This is a genomic window from Kribbella sp. NPDC054772 (genome assembly GCF_053611945.1).
Genome location: NZ_JBSHBJ010000002.1, coordinates 226536 through 243475 on the forward strand (window position 1 = coordinate 226536; position 16940 = coordinate 243475).

13 protein-coding genes are annotated in these 16940 nt (G+C 69.0%); 4 read left to right on the forward strand and 9 right to left on the reverse strand.

What is annotated here, in order from left to right:
- Window position 1: 1 nt before the first annotated feature.
- Both ACWGID_RS03985 and ACWGID_RS03990 read right to left on the reverse strand, forming a co-directional pair.
- A complete protein-coding gene (locus tag ACWGID_RS03985) occupies window positions 2–196 on the reverse strand; it encodes a DUF3046 domain-containing protein (protein ID WP_452194196.1) in 195 nt (64 codons plus the stop codon).
- Window positions 193–1476 (reverse strand): LppM family (lipo)protein, encoded by a 1284-nt coding sequence (locus ACWGID_RS03990; RefSeq protein WP_452194198.1) that lies wholly within the window; start codon window positions 1474–1476, stop codon window positions 193–195. Before ACWGID_RS03990 ends, ACWGID_RS03985 begins: the two co-directional genes overlap by 4 nt.
- Before the next feature lie 130 nt (window positions 1477–1606).
- Here ACWGID_RS03990 and ACWGID_RS03995 point away from each other — a divergent pair, with 130 nt between their 5' ends.
- From ACWGID_RS03995 to ACWGID_RS04005, 3 genes are all read left to right on the forward strand, one after another.
- Entirely contained in the window at window positions 1607–6247 is a 4641-nt protein-coding gene (locus ACWGID_RS03995; protein WP_452194200.1) for an ATP-dependent helicase, read from the forward strand.
- An 18-nt stretch (window positions 6248–6265) separates the two neighbouring features.
- Complete coding sequence (locus tag ACWGID_RS04000; protein ID WP_452194202.1) at window positions 6266–7051, forward strand: Fpg/Nei family DNA glycosylase; 786 nt, start codon at window positions 6266–6268, stop codon at window positions 7049–7051.
- 73 nt (window positions 7052–7124) lie between these two features.
- Window positions 7125–7607: a DUF4262 domain-containing protein gene (locus ACWGID_RS04005; protein WP_452194204.1), complete on the forward strand. Its 483-nt coding sequence runs from the start codon at window positions 7125–7127 to the stop codon at window positions 7605–7607.
- Window positions 7608–7615: 8 nt separating this feature from the next.
- Here the strand turns inward: ACWGID_RS04005 and ACWGID_RS04010 are convergent, their stop codons facing one another.
- Window positions 7616–7906 (reverse strand): helix-turn-helix domain-containing protein, encoded by a 291-nt coding sequence (locus ACWGID_RS04010; protein ID WP_452194205.1) that lies wholly within the window; start codon window positions 7904–7906, stop codon window positions 7616–7618.
- 162 nt (window positions 7907–8068) lie between these two features.
- Complete coding sequence (locus ACWGID_RS04015) at window positions 8069–8524, reverse strand: CinA family protein (protein WP_452194207.1); 456 nt, start codon at window positions 8522–8524, stop codon at window positions 8069–8071.
- Window positions 8525–8686: 162 nt separating this feature from the next.
- Here ACWGID_RS04015 and ACWGID_RS04020 point away from each other — a divergent pair, with 162 nt between their 5' ends.
- The gene (locus ACWGID_RS04020; RefSeq protein WP_452194689.1) at window positions 8687–9802 is read left to right on the forward strand and encodes a DUF2332 domain-containing protein; all 1116 of its coding nucleotides are present in this window, start codon (window positions 8687–8689) and stop codon (window positions 9800–9802) included.
- Window positions 9803–10194: 392 nt separating this feature from the next.
- On the opposite strand, the gene pgsA is transcribed toward ACWGID_RS04020, so the two are convergent.
- The 5 genes from pgsA to ACWGID_RS04045 all read right to left on the reverse strand — a co-directional run bounded on the left by pgsA (window position 10195) and on the right by ACWGID_RS04045 (window position 16753).
- Window positions 10195–10818, reverse strand: coding sequence for a CDP-diacylglycerol--glycerol-3-phosphate 3-phosphatidyltransferase (gene pgsA, locus ACWGID_RS04025; protein ID WP_452194209.1), 624 nt, complete (start codon window positions 10816–10818; stop codon window positions 10195–10197).
- Window positions 10815–12809: a radical SAM protein gene (locus tag ACWGID_RS04030; RefSeq protein ID WP_452194211.1), complete on the reverse strand. Its 1995-nt coding sequence runs from the start codon at window positions 12807–12809 to the stop codon at window positions 10815–10817. The genes pgsA and ACWGID_RS04030 overlap by 4 nt, the downstream gene beginning before the upstream one ends.
- A gap of 65 nt (window positions 12810–12874) precedes the next feature.
- Complete coding sequence (locus ACWGID_RS04035) at window positions 12875–13633, reverse strand: helix-turn-helix domain-containing protein (protein ID WP_452194212.1); 759 nt, start codon at window positions 13631–13633, stop codon at window positions 12875–12877.
- A 119-nt stretch (window positions 13634–13752) separates the two neighbouring features.
- The gene (locus ACWGID_RS04040) at window positions 13753–14319 is read right to left on the reverse strand and encodes a hypothetical protein (protein WP_452194214.1); all 567 of its coding nucleotides are present in this window, start codon (window positions 14317–14319) and stop codon (window positions 13753–13755) included.
- A 4-nt stretch (window positions 14320–14323) separates the two neighbouring features.
- Window positions 14324–16753, reverse strand: coding sequence for a DNA translocase FtsK 4TM domain-containing protein (locus ACWGID_RS04045; RefSeq protein ID WP_452194690.1), 2430 nt, complete (start codon window positions 16751–16753; stop codon window positions 14324–14326).
- Between the last annotated feature and the right edge of the window lie 187 nt (window positions 16754–16940).

The window sequence follows — 16940 nt, forward strand, 5'->3', positions numbered from 1 at the left end:
ATCAGCGTTCGCTGGCGGGGAGGTTGAGGTGCGCCCAGACGGCACGCCACACCATCTTCGCCGCCTCACCGTCGTCCAGAGCCTCGACGACCGTGCGGCCGCCGAGTTCCTGAACCACCTGGGTCTCTGCCCAGGTCCGTGCATACGCGGGCCCGAGATGGTGATCCATCCGTGCCCAGAATTCCGTCAGTCTCATGCCTGCCCGTCGTCATCCTTCGGCGGCGGCCCCCAACCGCCCTGCTGCCCCTGCTGAGGCGCTGACGGACCACCCTGCTGTCCCCAACCGCCTTGCTGCGGCGGCTGCTGGCCAGGCTGCTGTCCCTGGCCGGGCTGCTGTCCCTGGCCAGGCTGCTGTCCCTGGCCAGGCTGCTGTCCCTGGCCAGGCTGCTGTCCCTGGCCAGGCTGCTGTCCCTGGCCAGGCTGCTGTCCCTGGCCGGGCTGCTGTCCCCAGCCGCCCTGACCCTGCTGCGGCGGCTGCCCCTGTCGAGGCGGCTGCTGCTGCGGACCCCACTGGCCCTGGCCCTGCTGAGGCTGCCCAGGGTACTGCTGCTGACCAGGCTGTCCCTGCGGCCCAGGCTGACCACCGTACGGCGGCTGACCTTGACCCGGCTGGCCCTGCTGCGGCTGACCCGGGTACTGCCCCGGCTGACCGCCGTACTGACCAGGCTGGCCCTGCGGACCGCCGTACTGCCCAGGCTGGCCCGGGTACTGCCCACCGGGACCAGGCTGACCGTACTGCTGCCCGTATCCCTGCTGCCCCTGGTACTGCCCCGGACCGCCGTACTGACCCGGCTGCCCTGGGTACTGCCCCGGGAACTGCTGCCCGTAGCCCTGCTGCCCCTTCGCCTTGCGGCTGCGCAGCACGAAGAACACCGCCGCGGCGATCGCGAGCAACACCACCACGATGATCAGGATCAGCGCCCACGTCGGGAAGCCACCGCCGGCCTGCGAGGTCAGCGAGATCTTCCCGAGCTTGTCGAGGCTGTCGTACGTCGCCGTCCGGCCACTGATCTTCGCGCCGTCGTCGTGCTCGAGGATCTTGCCCGGCATGGTGATCTTGAAGTTCACCTGCGGCTGACTGCCGGACGGGACGTTGCCGAGGTTGTCTGCCTTGACCGTCACCGTGACCTTGTCGCCGTCCTTGCGGAAGCTGACGCCGTCGCCGCTGGAGCTGCCCATCTTGTCGAACGGCACGCTCTCGAACGTGCAGTTGGACCCGACGTACTTGTCGTCCTCGTACGACTTGCAGGTGACGCCCTCGGTGGTCGTCTCCTTGATGCCGCTCTCGATCTGCTGGCGGACCTTGTCGAGGGACTGGCCACTGGACTGCAGCAGCTGCTTGTCGACCCCGATCTTCATGGTCCCGGAGACCGTCTCGTTCGACCCGACCTTCAGGTCGGCGTCGAGGTTGACGCACCCGGTCAACCCGACGAGGCAGGCCACGACGACGAGGGCTGCACGTACGCGGTTCATCATGTGGCCGATCATTGCAGACGAAGGGGACAAGCTCGGCGTCGGACGGAAAGCGCGTGCTCACGGTCGGCGACGAGGGCCGGCGGCCGCCTCCATAAAGCCTCCGTGAAAACTGTCGGCGGGACCCGGCAAGATGGTCGGCGTGAAGAAAACCAGCGCGTTGAGCCGGTTCTCGCCCGCGACCCGGGCGTGGTTCGGCGACGTCTTCGAGGCGGCCACCCCGGCCCAGCTCGAGGCGTGGGACGCCATCACCGCGGGCCGGGACGCGCTGGTTGTCGCGCCGACCGGCTCCGGCAAGACGCTGGCGGCCTTCCTTTGGGCGCTCGACCGACTGGCCTCGATCCCGCCGCCGTCCGATCCGAAGCTGCGCTGCCGGGTGCTGTACGTGTCCCCGCTGAAGGCGCTCGCTGTCGACGTGGAGCGCAACCTGCGCGCGCCCCTGATCGGCATCCGCGAGACCGCGCGCCGGCTCGGTGAGGCGCCGATCGACGTCGAGGTCGCGGTGCGGTCGGGCGACACCCCGGCCGGTGAGCGACGGCGGTTCGCCTCGCGACCTTCCGACGTACTGATCACGACGCCGGAATCATTGTTCCTGCTGCTGACGTCGCAGGGCCGGGAGGCGTTGCGCGGGGTCGAGACCGTCATCGTCGACGAGGTCCATGCAGTCGCCGGGACGAAGCGCGGCGCCCACCTGGCGCTGACCCTTGAGCGACTCGATGAGTTGTTGCCGAAGCCGGCGCAACGGATCGGTCTGTCGGCGACCGTGCGACCGGTCGAAGAGGTCGCGCGGTTCCTCGGCGGTGAGCGACCGGTGACCGTTGTGCAGCCCAAGTTCACCAAGCAATGGGATCTGAGCGTCGTCGTACCGGTCGAGGACATGGCGGAGCTGGCTGCGACCGAGGTCGAGACCTCCGGCTCCGCGGCGGGTCCACAACAGCACGCCTCGATCTGGCCACACGTCGAGGAGCAGGTCTTCGACCTGATCAGCCAGCACCAGTCGACGATCGTCTTCTCGAACTCACGCCGCCTGGCCGAGCGACTGACCGCCCGGCTGAACGAGATCGCCGCCGAGCGTGCCGAGCTGGAGCTGCAGGAGCTCGGATCACCTGCACAAGTGATGGCGCAGTCAGGCGGATCACTCGCGGCTCCCCCACTGATCGCGCGGGCGCATCACGGATCGGTGAGCAAGGAGCAGCGCGCGCTGATCGAGGCGGACCTGAAATCCGGTCGGCTTCCGTGTGTCGTGGCGACGAGCAGCCTCGAGCTCGGCATCGATATGGGCGCCGTGGATCTGGTCATCCAGGTCGAGGCGCCGCCCTCCGTCGCGAGCGGTCTGCAGCGTGTCGGTCGCGCGGGTCACCAGGTGGGCGCGGTGTCGCGTGGTGTGCTGTTCCCGAAGTTCCGCGGCGATCTGATCGACACCGCCGTCGTCGTGCAGCGGATGCGCGAGGGACTGATCGAGAGCTTGCACATTCCGGCCAACCCGCTGGATGTGCTCGCCCAGCAGATCGTGTCGATCGTGTCCCTCGATTCCGTCAACGTCGACGACCTCTTCTCTCTGGTACGACGCTGCGCCCCGTTCGCGACGCTGCCACGCTCGGCGTACGACGGGGTGCTCGACATGCTGTCCGGTCGCTATCCGTCGGACGAGTTCGCGGAGCTACGGCCGCGGATCGTGTTCGATCGGGTCAGCGGCGAGGTCTCGGGTCGGCCGGGCGCGCAGCGGCTCGCGGTGACGAGCGGCGGGACGATCCCGGACCGCGGGTTGTTCGGGGTGTTCTTGGTCGGCGAATCGACGAACCATCGGGTCGGCGAGCTCGACGAGGAGATGGTCTACGAGTCGCGGGTCGGTGACGTCTTCACGCTCGGCGCCTCGAGCTGGCGGATCGAGGACATCACCCATGACCGGGTGCTGGTCTCCCCCGCGCCGGGTCAGCCGGGCAGGCTGCCGTTCTGGAAGGGCGACGCGGTCGGGCGCCCGGCCGAGCTCGGTGCGGCGACCGGCGCGTTCGTCCGCAAGATGGCGTCACTGCCAGCCGGCAAGGCGGTCGACCGCGCACGAGCCGCTGGCCTGGACGAGTACGCCGCCAACAATCTCGTCTCGTACCTGGCCGAGCAACGTGAAGCGACGAGCCGGGTCCCGGACGACGTGACGATCGTCGTCGAGCGGTTCCGCGACGAGCTCGGCGACTGGCGAGTGTGCGTGCATTCGCCGTACGGCGGTCAGGTGCACGGGCCGTGGGCGCTGGCGATCGCGGCACGGCTGCGCGATCGGTACGGGACGGATGCGCAGTCGGTCTCGGGCGACGACGGGATCGTGCTGCGGCTGCCGGAGACCGACGAGGCGCCGCCGGGAGCGGATCTGGTGCTGTTCGATCCGGCGGACATCGAGGATCTGGTGACCACCGAGGTCGGTGGGTCGGCGTTGTTCGCGGCGCGATTCCGCGAGTGTGCCGCGCGGGCCTTGCTGCTGCCGCGACGGAATCCCGGGCGACGATCGCCGCTGTGGCAGCAGCGACAGCGGGCGTCCCAGCTGCTCAGCGTGGCGAGCAAGTTCGGGTCGTTCCCGATCGTGCTGGAGACGTTGCGCGAGGTTCTGCAGGACGTCTACGACTTGCCGGCGTTGAAGGACCTGCTGACCGGGATCGGTGAACGCCGGATCTCGGTTGTCGAGGTGGAGACGTCAGAGGCGTCACCTTTCGCGAAGTCCTTGCTGTTCGGCTACGTGGGCGCCTTCATGTACGAGGGCGACAGTCCGCTCGCGGAAAAGCGTGCTGCGGCGCTGGCACTCGATCAGAGCCTCTTGGCCGAGCTGCTCGGGCGGACCGAGCTGCGCGAGTTGCTAGACGCAGAGGTCGTGCTGCGCACTGAGGCTGAGCTGCAGCGGCTCGCCGAGGACCGCCGCGCCCGCGATGCCGAGGGTTTGTTCGACGTACTGCGACTGATCGGGCCGCTGTCGTTGTCCGAGGCAACGCAGCGCTGCGTCGACGGTTCGGATGCGGAATCCTGGCTGACTTCATTGGCTGCGGCTCGCCGAGTCGTTCGGGTTCGGATCGCCGGTGAGCATCGATGGGCGGTCGTCGAGGATGTCGCTCGATTGCGCGACGCTCTCGGCGTACCGCTGCCGCCTGGCGTCGCGGAAGCGCACGCCGAGCCGGTCGCCGATCCGCTTGGCGATCTGGTGTCGCGGTATGCGCGCACGCATGGGCCGTTCCGGGCGATCGATCTCGCGACGCATCTCGGCATCGGGGTCGCGGTGGTCACGGAGGCGCTGCGACGACTGGCAGCGGCCGGTCGCGTCGTCGAGGGCGAATTCCTACCGGGCGGGATCGCGCTCGAGTGGTGTGACAGCGAGATCCTTCGGTTGTTGCGACGGCGCTCACTCGCCGCGCTACGGAAGGAGGTCGAGCCCGTCGATCCGTCGGCGCTGGCCCGCTTCCTGCCGGCTTGGCAAGGGATCACGAGCAGCCGCGGACGCGGGTACGACGTACTTCTCGGAGCGGTCGAGCAACTGGCGGGATGCGCTGTGCCGGCGTCGGCGCTCGAGTCGATCGTGCTGCCATCGCGCGTGCCCGGATATCAGCCGTCGATGCTGGACGAGCTGACGGCGACCGGTGAAGTGATCTGGGCCGGCGCGGGTTCACTGCCCGGGACAGATGGGTGGGTCTCGCTGCATCTGGCCGACAACTGTGACCTGACGCTGCCTGATCCGGACCCGGCGGTCGAGTTGGGTGAGACGCATCAGGCGGTTCTTGATTCGCTGTCTGGTGGGGGTGCGTTCTTCTTCAGACAACTGAGTGACGCGGTGGGTGCCGCATCCGGAGTCGTCGAGGACGAGGCGCTGGTTGGGGTGCTCTGGGATCTCGTGTGGTCCGGGTACCTGACGAACGACACGCTGACGCCTGTCCGGTCCCTCGTCGGTGGCGGCCGTGGCAGTCATCGGACTCGCCGCGCGACGCCGCGTGCACGACCAGGGCGGCCTGTGCGGCCCGGGCGGCCGGCGATGCCGTCGCGGAGTGGGCCGCCGACGGCGGGCGGGCGATGGTCGTTGCTCCCGGAACGCAGTACGGACGCGACTCGGCGGGCGCATGCGGCGGCCGAGACGCTGCTGGATCGCTACGGGATCGTCACGCGCGGGTCGGTGATCACGGAGCGCACACCCGGCGGGTTCGCTGCCGTCTACAAGGTGCTGAGCGCGTTCGAGGAGTCCGGGCGATGCCGGCGCGGGTACTTCGTAGCGGGACTCGGGGCTGCACAGTTCGCACTGCCAGGCGCGGTCGATCGGCTGCGAGCTCTGGCCGAGCTGCCAACCTCGTCCGCGGCGACGCCTGACGGGCCGTTTGGTCCACCTGGTCGCTTCGGGCCCGGCAACGGTGGGCGCGCCCGAAAGGACGAGGAGCTGACCGCGCGCGCCGTCGTACTAGCTGCTTCTGATCCGGCCAACCCGTATGGTGCGGCGCTGTCCTGGCCCGAGCGTGAAAGCGCCGGCGGTCATCGGCCCGGCCGGAAGGCGGGTGCGTTGGTCGTGATGGTCGACGGCCAACTGATCGTGTACGTCGAGCGGGGCGGGCGGACCGTGCTGAGCTTCACCGAGGATTCTGACCTGCTGCAGCCGGCCGTGGATGCGCTGGCGTTGGCGATCCGGGACGGGCAGCTCGGGAAGTTGAGTGTGGAGACAGCTGACGGCGAGCAAGTTCGGCACACCGCGTTCGGCGATGCGTTGGCGAAGGCCGGATTCCACGCGACGCCGCGCGGCCTGCGGCTGCGGGCTTGACGGTCGCGGCGGTCAGCCATGCCTGAGGGGGACACCGTCTGGCGGGCCTGCAAGCGGCTGAATCAGGCGCTGGCGGGGCAGGAACTGGTCCGTACCGACTTCCGGGTTCCGACACTCGCGACGACGGACCTCAGCGGTCGGACGATCAACGAGGTCGTTGCACGGGGCAAGCACATCCTGATGCGGATCTCCGGCGGCCTGACGCTGCACAGCCACTTCCGGATGGACGGGAGTTGGCATCTGTACCGCCCCGGCGAACGGTGGCACGGCGGGCCTGATCATCAGGTCCGCGCGGTGCTCGAAACCGCTCCCTGGACGGCCGTCGGCTACCGGCTGCCGGTCCTCGATCTGGTGGCCACCGACGACGAGGACAGCGTCGTCGGGCATCTCGGGCCCGATCTGCTCTCACCGTCGTTCGACCGATCGGTTGCGATCTCCAACGTCGAGTCCGATCCCGGACGGACGATCAGCGGGGCGTTGCTCGATCAGCGCAACCTCGCCGGAATCGGGAACTTCTATCGCGTCGAGGTCTGCTTCCTGCTCGGTCTGCACCCGTGGCGTCCGGTCTCGGCGGTCGATGTCCCTGCCGCGGTCGACCTGAGCCGGAAGCTGATGAAGGCCAACGTGCGCAACGGCACCCAGGTCAGTACCGGCGTCGACCGTCCCGGGCAACGCTCCTGGGTGTTCGAACGCGCCGGCAAATCCTGCCGACGCTGCGGTACGACGATCCTCTCCGCGATGCTCGGCGAACCAACCCGGGAGCGGGTCACCTACTGGTGCCCGGCCTGCCAGCCGGAAATCTGACCCACAGAACTGCCCTGTGGAAAACCCCAGCGGCGGGATCGAACACCGATATCTTCTCTGACACATCGAACACATGTTCGAGCGAGAGGAGGAGGCGATGTGCGAGGCGTGCGGCGGTGTGACCGACGAGCAGTACTCACGGCAGATCGAGCAGAACATCCGGACCTACGGCTGGACGATGCAGTACGTCGAGGGCGGCGGCGCCCGTAATCCAGCCTTCGGGTACACGCTCGGTCTCAGCCTGTACCGACATCCGGAGATCATCGTCTTCGACCCGGAGCCGTGCTCGGCGTACCTCGGGCTCAAGCCGCTCGCCTGGGCGGTGATGGAGGGCGCGGAGTTCGACGAGGGCGACGACCTGTCCGCCTTCTTCCCACCGCCCGAGACGGCGGAACTGCTCCGATTCCCCGACTCAGCAACGCACCTATACACGGCGAACCAGATGTTCCGGCAGCCGGGCTTCCCGCCCTTGCCGGCGCTGCAGCTCCTCTGGCCGAGCCGGACAGCACTGATCCAGCCGTGCAGCACTCCAGCGCCCGAGGGCGGTGTCCGATGACTCGGAGCTCACGCGGCCGAGGCCACGACCTCGGACTCGATGGTCGGGTGCGCCAGCACCAGAGCCTCTTCGCGCGCCAGGTCCTCGCTCACCTCGGCGAAGACCGTCGACAGCGGCACCTCGAGCGCCATGCAGATCGCTGCCAGCAGCTCACTGGAGGCTTCCTTCTGGCCGCGCTCCACCTCGGACAGGTAGCCAAGGCTCACCCGAGCGTCAGCGGACACCTCGCGGAGAGTGCGCCCCTGGCGCAGCCGCTTACGCCGCAGCACGTCGCCCAACAGGCCACGAACCAGCACCATAGGGTTTCTCCCTTCCACCTGTCCGGCCACGTCTACTCGCACGGTAGCGCGACCGTAGGAACCAACGGTACCTGTTGCTGGGTCACTCCCCGACGCAATGTCCACCTTCGGTGCGCCGTGCCAGTCTGCCTTACCTGTCCCATGCTGGTCTCAACACCCCGTTCAGTCGAGTTCTTCCGCCACAACTGCGGCTCCGAGTTCGAGGACAGCCTGGACACTCGCCCGGCGTACAACCGCCCGATCACCGGCGACCTGCAGCTTCCGGACCTGGACGGACCCCGCGCCGGCCGCCGCGACGTACACCGTGCCGGCCTCGATCCCCGCCTGCGGGTCCGGACCGGCCACACCCGTCGTCGCGAGCCCGTAATCGGCCTCCAAACGCTCTCGCACTCCATTGGCCAGGGCTGCAGCCGTATCCGGATGCACGGGGCCTACAGCCGCCAACAGATCCTCAGGCACGCCTGCAAGCTTGGCCTTCAGGTCAGTCGCGTAAACCACCAAGCCACCCCGATACACAGCCGACACCCCCGGCACGTCCGTGAGAACAGCCCCAACCATCCCCCCAGTCAACGACTCAGCCGTCGCAACCGTCACGCCCCGCTCGAGGAGCAGCTCCACGAACCGTCCAACTGCCGCGTCTACCCCATCACCAGCCACCCGCCACCTCCCTCACTCCGACCAGTACCTGTACTCAACACCAACGCCCGTGCCCCACCCCACCAACACACCCCAAGCACGTCCCTGACGTGCTGGACGATCGCTAAACTCCTGGAGGTGCCGATGCCGACCGCTCAAGGATCCAAGCCGGAGCGTCACGGCCGCTCACTCGCTCAGATCTATCGCCGCTTCGCAGAGAGCGACGCGAGTAAGACCTCTCCGCTCAGCACCCGGATCGCGCTCGCCTTGAGCGAGTCCGACGAGGCTCTCGCAGTCATCGAGACAGCGTCACCGCGCAAGCGCAGTCCAACGATCATCCTCGCGGTCCTCCACTATCTCGCCCTCACCGGCCAAGCCCCTGACTTAGCAGAGGCGTTCGCCCCCGCACCGAACGCCTCAGCTGATCACGAACGGGGCGATGCGGCGGGGACTGTGGCGGTCGATGTCGTGGTGCGGATGCGGGACTCGGTGGTCTCGCTTGCCGAGAGCCGGACTGTGCGTTCGAACGAGAGCGGGCGGTACGCCGTCTTGTACCCGGCTATTGCGGAGGTCGCTCAGCGGGTCGGCGCGGACGCGATCGGGCTGATCGATGTGGGGCGGGCGGCTGGGCTCAATCTCACTGTCGATCGGGTTGGGATTGCTTACAGCGACGGGCAGTCGCTGGGTGACTCGGGTTCGTCGCTGCAGGTGGCGGCTTCGATGGTGGGTGACCGGGGTGTGCCGACGCGGGCGATTCCTGAGGTCGTTAGTCGAGCCGTCGTGGACGTTGATCCGGTAGACGTCACAGATGTGGATCAGGCGCGGTGGTTGCGTGCATGTCTGCCTCCGGATGAGGTGGACGCGCTGGCACTGCTCGGCGCCGAACTCGAACTGGCGGCCACTACGGCACCAACGCTGGTGCGCGGTGATCCTGTTGATGTCCTGCCCGATGCGCTCGCTCAGGTGCCTGCTGGTGTGTTGCCGGTCGTCACTACGACCTGGGCACTGTCGAATGTTCCGCTCGAGGGACGGCTGCGGTTCCTCCAGCACCTGAACGACGCGGCAACCCTCCGGCCGATCGCGTGGGTCTCGGTGGAAGGCGTCGGAGTCGCCCCCGCGATCCCAACCTTCGGCGACCGCCGGGCCTCAGGTCACAGCATCATCAGCCTCGCAGTCTTCAGACACGGCTCTCTACACACCGAGTCAGTCGGCCGTACCTGGTCCCGAGGCAAGATGCTCTCCTGGCTGGCGGACTCATAGCCCTCTCCCCCACCCCACTTGTAACCAGCCGCTGACAAACGCATCTTCAGCCCGCGCCGCCCAACGGCGGGGTTCCGAGATGCGCGGCGCACCACCAGCAGGCGCCGACGTGCGCGACGCGGAGCGTAACCAGGCGGAGTCGGCCGGGCGAGGCATGCCGGGGTAGGCGAACGGAGGATGCCTGGCGCAGGCGGTGCGGGCCGAGGGTGGGGTGGGAGCCGCGCGGTACCGATGGCGAGCTAGGTCGAGCGAGCGCTGGTCCGGGGGCGCCGAGCCGCGGGCGCTGGGGCGCGTGCAGTGGGCGCAGGCCTTGGGGCGAGGTGGCGCTAGGGCGAGGGCGCTGGGTGGAGGGCGCGGGGCCGCTGAGGGGCCGGCGTGACCGGGCTATCGGGTTATGGGAGGGGGCGTTTGGCGGCGGCTCGGAGGCGGAGGGCTCGGCCTACGTAGTCGATGCCGGTTACCACGGTGACCAGGACTGCGGCGGCCATGATGGTTACGGCGGTCCAGTGGAGGATGGCGACGTCCTGCCAGGGCAGGAGGTACAGGCCCAGGGCGATTGCCTGGAGGACGGTTTTGAGTTTGCCGCCTCGGCTCGCGGGCATGACGCCGTGGCGGATGACCCAGAAGCGGAGGGCGGTGACGCCCCATTCGCGGACCATCACGAGGATGGTGACCCACCACGGGAGTTCGCCGAGGTAGGACAAGCCCAGGAAGGCGGCTCCGGTGAGGGCCTTGTCGGCGATGGGGTCGGCGACCTTGCCGAAGTTCGTGACCATGTTCCAGCGACGGGCGATGTCGCCGTCGAAGCGGTCCGTGACGATCGCGACGACGAACACGGCCGTGGCGAGCAGGCGGTTGTCGGTGGTGTGGCCGCCCTCGCGGAGCAGGAGCCAGACGAAAAGCGGTACCAGGACCAGCCGGAGAACCGTGAGAGCGTTCGGCAGGTTCCAGGCGCTGGGCGCGTGGAGATGACTGCCGGCAGCGCGTGGCGCCGGGTTCGTCGGCGGGTTGGTCACGCGGTCAGGTTAACTGCCGAACGGGCGTCCGGCGCCGTCACGAGCGCCGCGAATTCGGCGATCAGGTCGACACCGTCGCTCGCCACCACCTTCGCGGACACCAGATCGCCGACCTTGATGCCGTCCGGGAGACCCGTCAGCGTCGTGATCCCATCCACCTCAGGACCCTGGTGCGCGGCGCGACCCTCGGCCGTCCGACCGGTGCCGAGCAGTCCGCTGTCCGCCAACTCGTCGGCCGGGCGCTGCCCGAAGTCAGCGCCCGCGCGTGCAGCGTCAGCGGCTTCTGCGGCCTCGGCGGAGGCGTCATCTGCGTCCGCAGACGCGTCAGCTGCGTCGGCCGAGGCGTTCGCTGCGTCGGTAGCGTCCGCGTCGGCGTCGGCGTCGGCGCCGGCGTCGGTGTTGACGGCTTCGTTGGTGGGGTCGAGGGACTCGATGAGGACTTCGAGGAGTTCGCCGATGCGGGATTCGGCGCGGGCGGAGGTGAGGTCTTCGGCGAGGCGGGTGACTCGGTCGAGGCGGGACGCGATGGTGTCCTCGTCGAGTTTGCCGTCGTAGGTCTCCGCCTCGGTGCCGTCCTCGTCGGAGTAGCCGAAGACGCCGATCGCGTCCAGACCGGCGCGGGACAGGAAGTCGCAGAGGATGTCGACGTCTTCCTCGGTCTCGCCCGGGAAGCCGACGATGACGTTGCTGCGGATGCCGGCGGTCGGGGCGGCGGCGCGGACCTGGGCGATGAGTTCGAGGAAGCGCTCGGAGTCGCCGAAGCGGCGCATCCGGCGGAGCAGCGGGCCCGAGGCGTGCTGGAACGAGAGATCGAAGTACGGGACCACGCCGGGGGTGGAGGTCATCGCGGTGATGAGGGTCGGGCGCATCTCGGCGGGCTGCAGGTACGAGACGCGGACGCGGGTGATGCCGGTGACCTGGGCGATCTCGCCGACGAGGGTCTCCAAGAGGCGGAGGTCGCCGAGGTCCTTGCCGTAGGAGGTGGAGTTCTCGGAGACGAGGAACAGTTCGCGTACGCCGTTCTCCGCGAGCCACTCCGCCTCGCGGAGGACCTCGGCGGGGCGGCGGGACATGAAGGCGCCGCGGAACATCGGGATGGCGCAGAACGCGCAGCGGCGGTCGCAGCCGGAGGCGAGCTTCAGCGGGGCCATCGGGCCGCCGTCGAGGCGGCGGCGCATGACGCGGGGGCCGCTGGCGGGGGCGAGTTCGAGGTCGGGGGCGTCGATCTTCAGTTCTTCGGGGGCGCCGGTGACGAAGCGTCCCTTGAGGCCGGCGGGCTCGGGTGCAGCGCCGTCCGGCTGCGCCGGACGCAGCGCGGCGGGTATGTGGTCGCCCAGAACCGGCGCCGGCGCTGCGTCACCGAGAGCGGCACCGGAAGCAACTGCGGCCGCGCCGCGGCCGGTCGCGGACGCATCCGCGGCGACAGCAGCCGCGTGGCCCGTGATGAGGTCGCCGGCGGCAGCAGCAGAGGCGCCCGCAGGAGAGTTCGTGGCTGGGGCATCTGCGGCGGGGGTTGGGTTGCCGTGGCCGGGGATGGCTACGCCCTCGGTGGTGTGGCGGGCGGCGGGGGCCAGCGGCAGGAGTTTGCGGCGGTCGCGGGGGACGTGGGCCTGATGCTTCGTACCCGACAGGATCGCGCGGAGGCGGTCCGAGATGTCGGCGTAGTCGTCGAAGCTGAGGACCGCGTCCGTCTCCGGGAGGGCTTCGGCGAGCTGCTCGCCGTACCGCTCCGCCAGGCAGCCGACCGCGACGACGGCCTGGGTGCGGCCGGAGTCCTTGTAGTCGGCGGCCGCCAGCAAGGTGTCGACCGAGTCCTTCTTCGCGGCCTCGACGAAGCCGCAGGTGTTCACCACCACCGTGTCCGCCTCGGCGGCGTCGTCGACGAGGCGGAAGCCACCGGCTTCGAGCCGGCCGGCCAGCTCCTCGGAGTCGACATCGTTGCGGGCACAGCCCAGCGTGACCAGGGCGACGGTGGTGGGTGGCGTAGTCATCGCTACGAGTATGACGCGCGGTACACGCCGCGACCTAACTCACCAACCGATCTCACACCCCGAACTCAGGAGGCGGTCTTGCTGAGCGTCCCGTTCGGGTGGGCGGTGAACTTGTAGAGCTTGGTGTCGAGGCGGTTGCCGTTGAGGACGATGATCAGGTTCCCGGGGTTGCCCACCGTCACGCGGATGTCGCCGGAGCTGGTGACGGACTGCGCGATGCCGGGGCTGAGGCGGCCCTGGAACAGGCGGCGGTTCTTCTTGTCGCGGATCGTCAGGTACGTGCCGTCGTTCTTCGCGGTCAGCGTCAGCGCGGTCCTCAGGACCGGCGGCTTCGGGGACGCCGGCTTCTTGGTCGGCTGGGCCGTCGGCTTCGGCGATGTCTTCGGGGTCGGTGTGGTGACGGTCGCCGTGGCGGTCGCGGTCTTGGACGCGTTGGCCTCGATGTCGTTGGGCAGCGTGAAGAGCCGCACCATCCCCCAGCCCATCAGGATGACGAGAATCGCGCCGACCACCAGGGCCCAGCGTGGCCGGGCCGGGCGCAGGGTCGGGCCCTTGACCGCGGCGCGTTCCTCGCGCCGCGACTTCTCCTCCTCGGCGGCGTGCTCAGCGTCGAAGGTGGCCAGCAGTGGCGCGGGGTCGGCCTTGACCACGCGAGCGATCGACCGGATATGTCCACGGGCGTAGAAATTCCCGCCGCAGCGGGAGAAATCATCGGCCTCCATGGCGATCAGCAGCCCGGTTCTGATCCGGGTCGCGGCGCTCAGTTGCTCGATCGTCATGTCGGCCCGTTCGCGGGCCGCCGTGAGCTCGCTGCCGATGCTCACGTCCCCACCATCCTCTCCTTCGCTCGGCGTTATCGCGCGGAGCGTTGACGCCCGCCTAGTCGGCGACCGGTCCGCCGACACCAACTCAACGCCGTTGGTACGACGGGGTCACGGACTACTCAGAGTTGTTCTCTGACCGGACATCTGGCATCCGCCAGCATGTGCAGAGCCTGCACAACCTCCCCATTCGACGGCCGAGCCGTCAACCCGAACGGTATCGCGAGTGACGATCCGGTCAGCCGCCGGTTGGCATCGGTTCGCTTGCGTGTCGAACTCGGCATCGCACCGAGGATCGGCCCAGGATCCTGCAGATGTACGGCGATCCGCCCGTCGTCGAGCGGATGCCGGCGCTGCAGCACCGTCACCTCTTCGATGTCCTCCCACCGCGTACCGATCCACTCGTTGCCGATCCGCAGGCGGATGCCGACGTCGTCGGCGACCAGCATGTCCCCCACCGTCAGGGCGCGGGCGCACACGACGGCAAGTGCGGCGAAGGCCGCCGCCACGATCCAGCGCAGGATGCCGGTCGGACTCGTGGACGCGGAGGCGGCGAAACCGATCGCCACCAGCGCGGCCCCGACGGCCAGGCCGCCGTGCACCTTCTGGGAAGCGTGCACGGTGAACGGCGTCGGCTTCGGGTCGACGTCGAATCGTTCCTGCCTGGGCAGTGCGCTCGCCGCGGTCACGGTCTCACTCTCCTCGGAGGGTGCTGATGAAGTCCTCTAGGTCGTCGGGTTTGACCAGGACGTCCCTGGCCTTCGAACCTTCACTGGGACCGACGACGCCGCGGCTCTCCAGGATGTCCATCAGCCGGCCGGCCTTGGCAAAACCGACGCGGAGCTTACGCTGCAGCATCGACGTGGAGCCGAACTGGGTGGAAACGATCAGCTCCGCCGCCTGCACCACCAGGTCGAGGTCGTCCCCGATCTCGTCGTCCAGATCCTTGCTCGGCCCCGGCGCCGCGGTGACGTCCTCACGGTACGTCGGCTGCAACTGCTCCTTGCAGTGCTCGACCACCGTGTGGATCTCGTTCTCCGTGACCCACGCGCCCTGGATCCGCATCGGTTTGCTCGCGCCCATCGGCAGGAACAGACCGTCACCCTGACCGACCAGCTTCTCCGCGCCGGGCTGGTCCAGGATGACCCGGCTGTCGGCCAGCGACGAGGTCGCGAACGCCAGTCGGGACGGTACGTTCGCCTTGATCAGACCGGTCACGACGTCCACCGACGGCCGCTGGGTGGCGAGCACCAGGTGGATACCGGCGGCACGCGCCAGCTGGGTGATGCGGACGATCGAGTCCTCGACGTCGCGCGGTGCAACCATCATCAGGTCGGCGAGCTCGTCGACGATCACCAGCAGATACGGGTACGGCGAGAGCACGCGCTCGGACCCTGGTGGCGGCTTCACCTTGCCCGCCTTGACCGCCTTGTTGAAGTCGTCGACGTGGCGGAACCCGAAGGCCGCGAGGTCGTCGTACCGCATGTCCATCTCGCGGACGACCCACTGCAGCGCCTCGGCGGCCTTCTTGGCGTTGGTGATGATCGGCGTGATCAGGTGCGGGATGCCCTCGTAGTTGTTCAGCTCGACCCGTTTCGGGTCGACGAGGATCATCCGGACCTCGTCCGGCGTCGAGCGCATCAGGATCGAGGTGATCAGCGAGTTGACGAACGACGACTTGCCCGAGCCGGTCGCACCGGCGACCAGGAGGTGCGGCATCTTCGCCATGTTCGCGACCACGAAGCCGCCCTCGACGTCCTTGCCGAGGCCGGCCACCATCGGGTGGTGGTCGTTGCGGGCGGTCGCCGACCGGATCACGTCGCCGAGGCTGACGGTCTCCTTGTCGGTGTTCGGGATCTCGATACCGATCGCGGACTTGCCCGGGATCGGCGACAGGATCCGGACGTCGGCCGACGCCACGGCGTACGCGATGTTCTTCGAGAGCGCGGTGACCTTCTCGACCTTGACAGCGGAGCCGAGCTCGACCTCGTACCGCGTGACGGTCGGGCCACGGGTGTAGCCGGTGACCTGGGCGTCGATTCCGAACTGCTCGAACACCTCGGTCAGCCGGTCGACGACCTGGTCGGAGGCCTTGGTGCGGGCCTTGTGCACCGAACCGGGACTGAGCATCTGGCCGTCGGGCAGCGTGTACGTGATGTCGCCGGACAGGCTCAGCTGCTCGACCCGCTGGGGCAGCGGCGTGTGTGGCGGCGGCTCGGGCGGCGGCGTGGGCGACGAGGCCTTCTTCGAGGCGGCCGGCGCCTCGTCGACCGACTCCGGTGCCGAAGCAGCGCTCTCGGAGTCGACGTCGTAGGCGTCCTCTTCCGGCTCGCGGGCCTTCGTCTTCCGGCCGCGCTTGGCCATCTCGCGGCTCTCGAGCACCGGCGAGTCGTACGGCTTGACCGTCGGGTCGTCGTCGTCCTCGAGTTCCGCCTTCGCGCGGCGCTGCTTGCGCGTCAGCCGGACCGTGTCGTCGGTCGGCGCGGCTTGCACGGACGGCGCGTCCTCGGGCAGCTCGGTCCGCCCCATCAGTACGTCGAACGCCGCTCGGAACCGCAGCGGGATCGAGTACACCGGCGTACCGGTGACGACCAGCGCGCCGAAGATCGACAGCAGCACGAGCAGCGGCGCCGCGACGTACTGCGTCAGCAGGTCGGACAGGAACGACGAGATGAAGTACCCGATCGCGCCGCCGGCGTCGCTCAGCGGTCCGTCGGCCGGGTTGCTGGGCCGGGGCAGACCGTTCGCGATGTGGATCAGGCCGAGGACGCCGAGGGTGACCGCTGTCCAGCCGATGACCTGGCGGCCTGCCGGGCCGTTGCGCTCAGGGTCACGCAGCGTGCGGATCGCGATCAGCAGGAGCAGCAGTGGCAATGCCCAACCGAGCATGCCGATGCTGCCGCCGACGACCGTGCGGACAGCGTTGCCGACCGAGCCCGGGAGGTCCCACCAGATCGCGGCGGCCACTACGAGCGCCAGACCGATCAGGAACAGCCCGGCACCGTCACGGCGGTGTTCCGGCTCGAGGTCGCGGGCGCTGTTGCCGATCCCCCGCACCATCCTGCCGAGCAGGTGCGCGATACCGATCCAGACCTTCACCACTCCGCGACACAGAGCGAGCATGGCGGCCGCGAACGGACCCGGTCCGCTGTTTTTGGGCGTGCTGGTCCGCGCGGCCGTGGATCCACCGCGCTTCGTGCTCTGCCCTCGCTTCTGGGCGGCTGACGGACGGGAGCGTCCACCAGCAGCCGAACGAGCCGTACTGGGCCGTTTAGCTGCCGACTTCTGCGCCCGCGCCGGGGAAGACGTG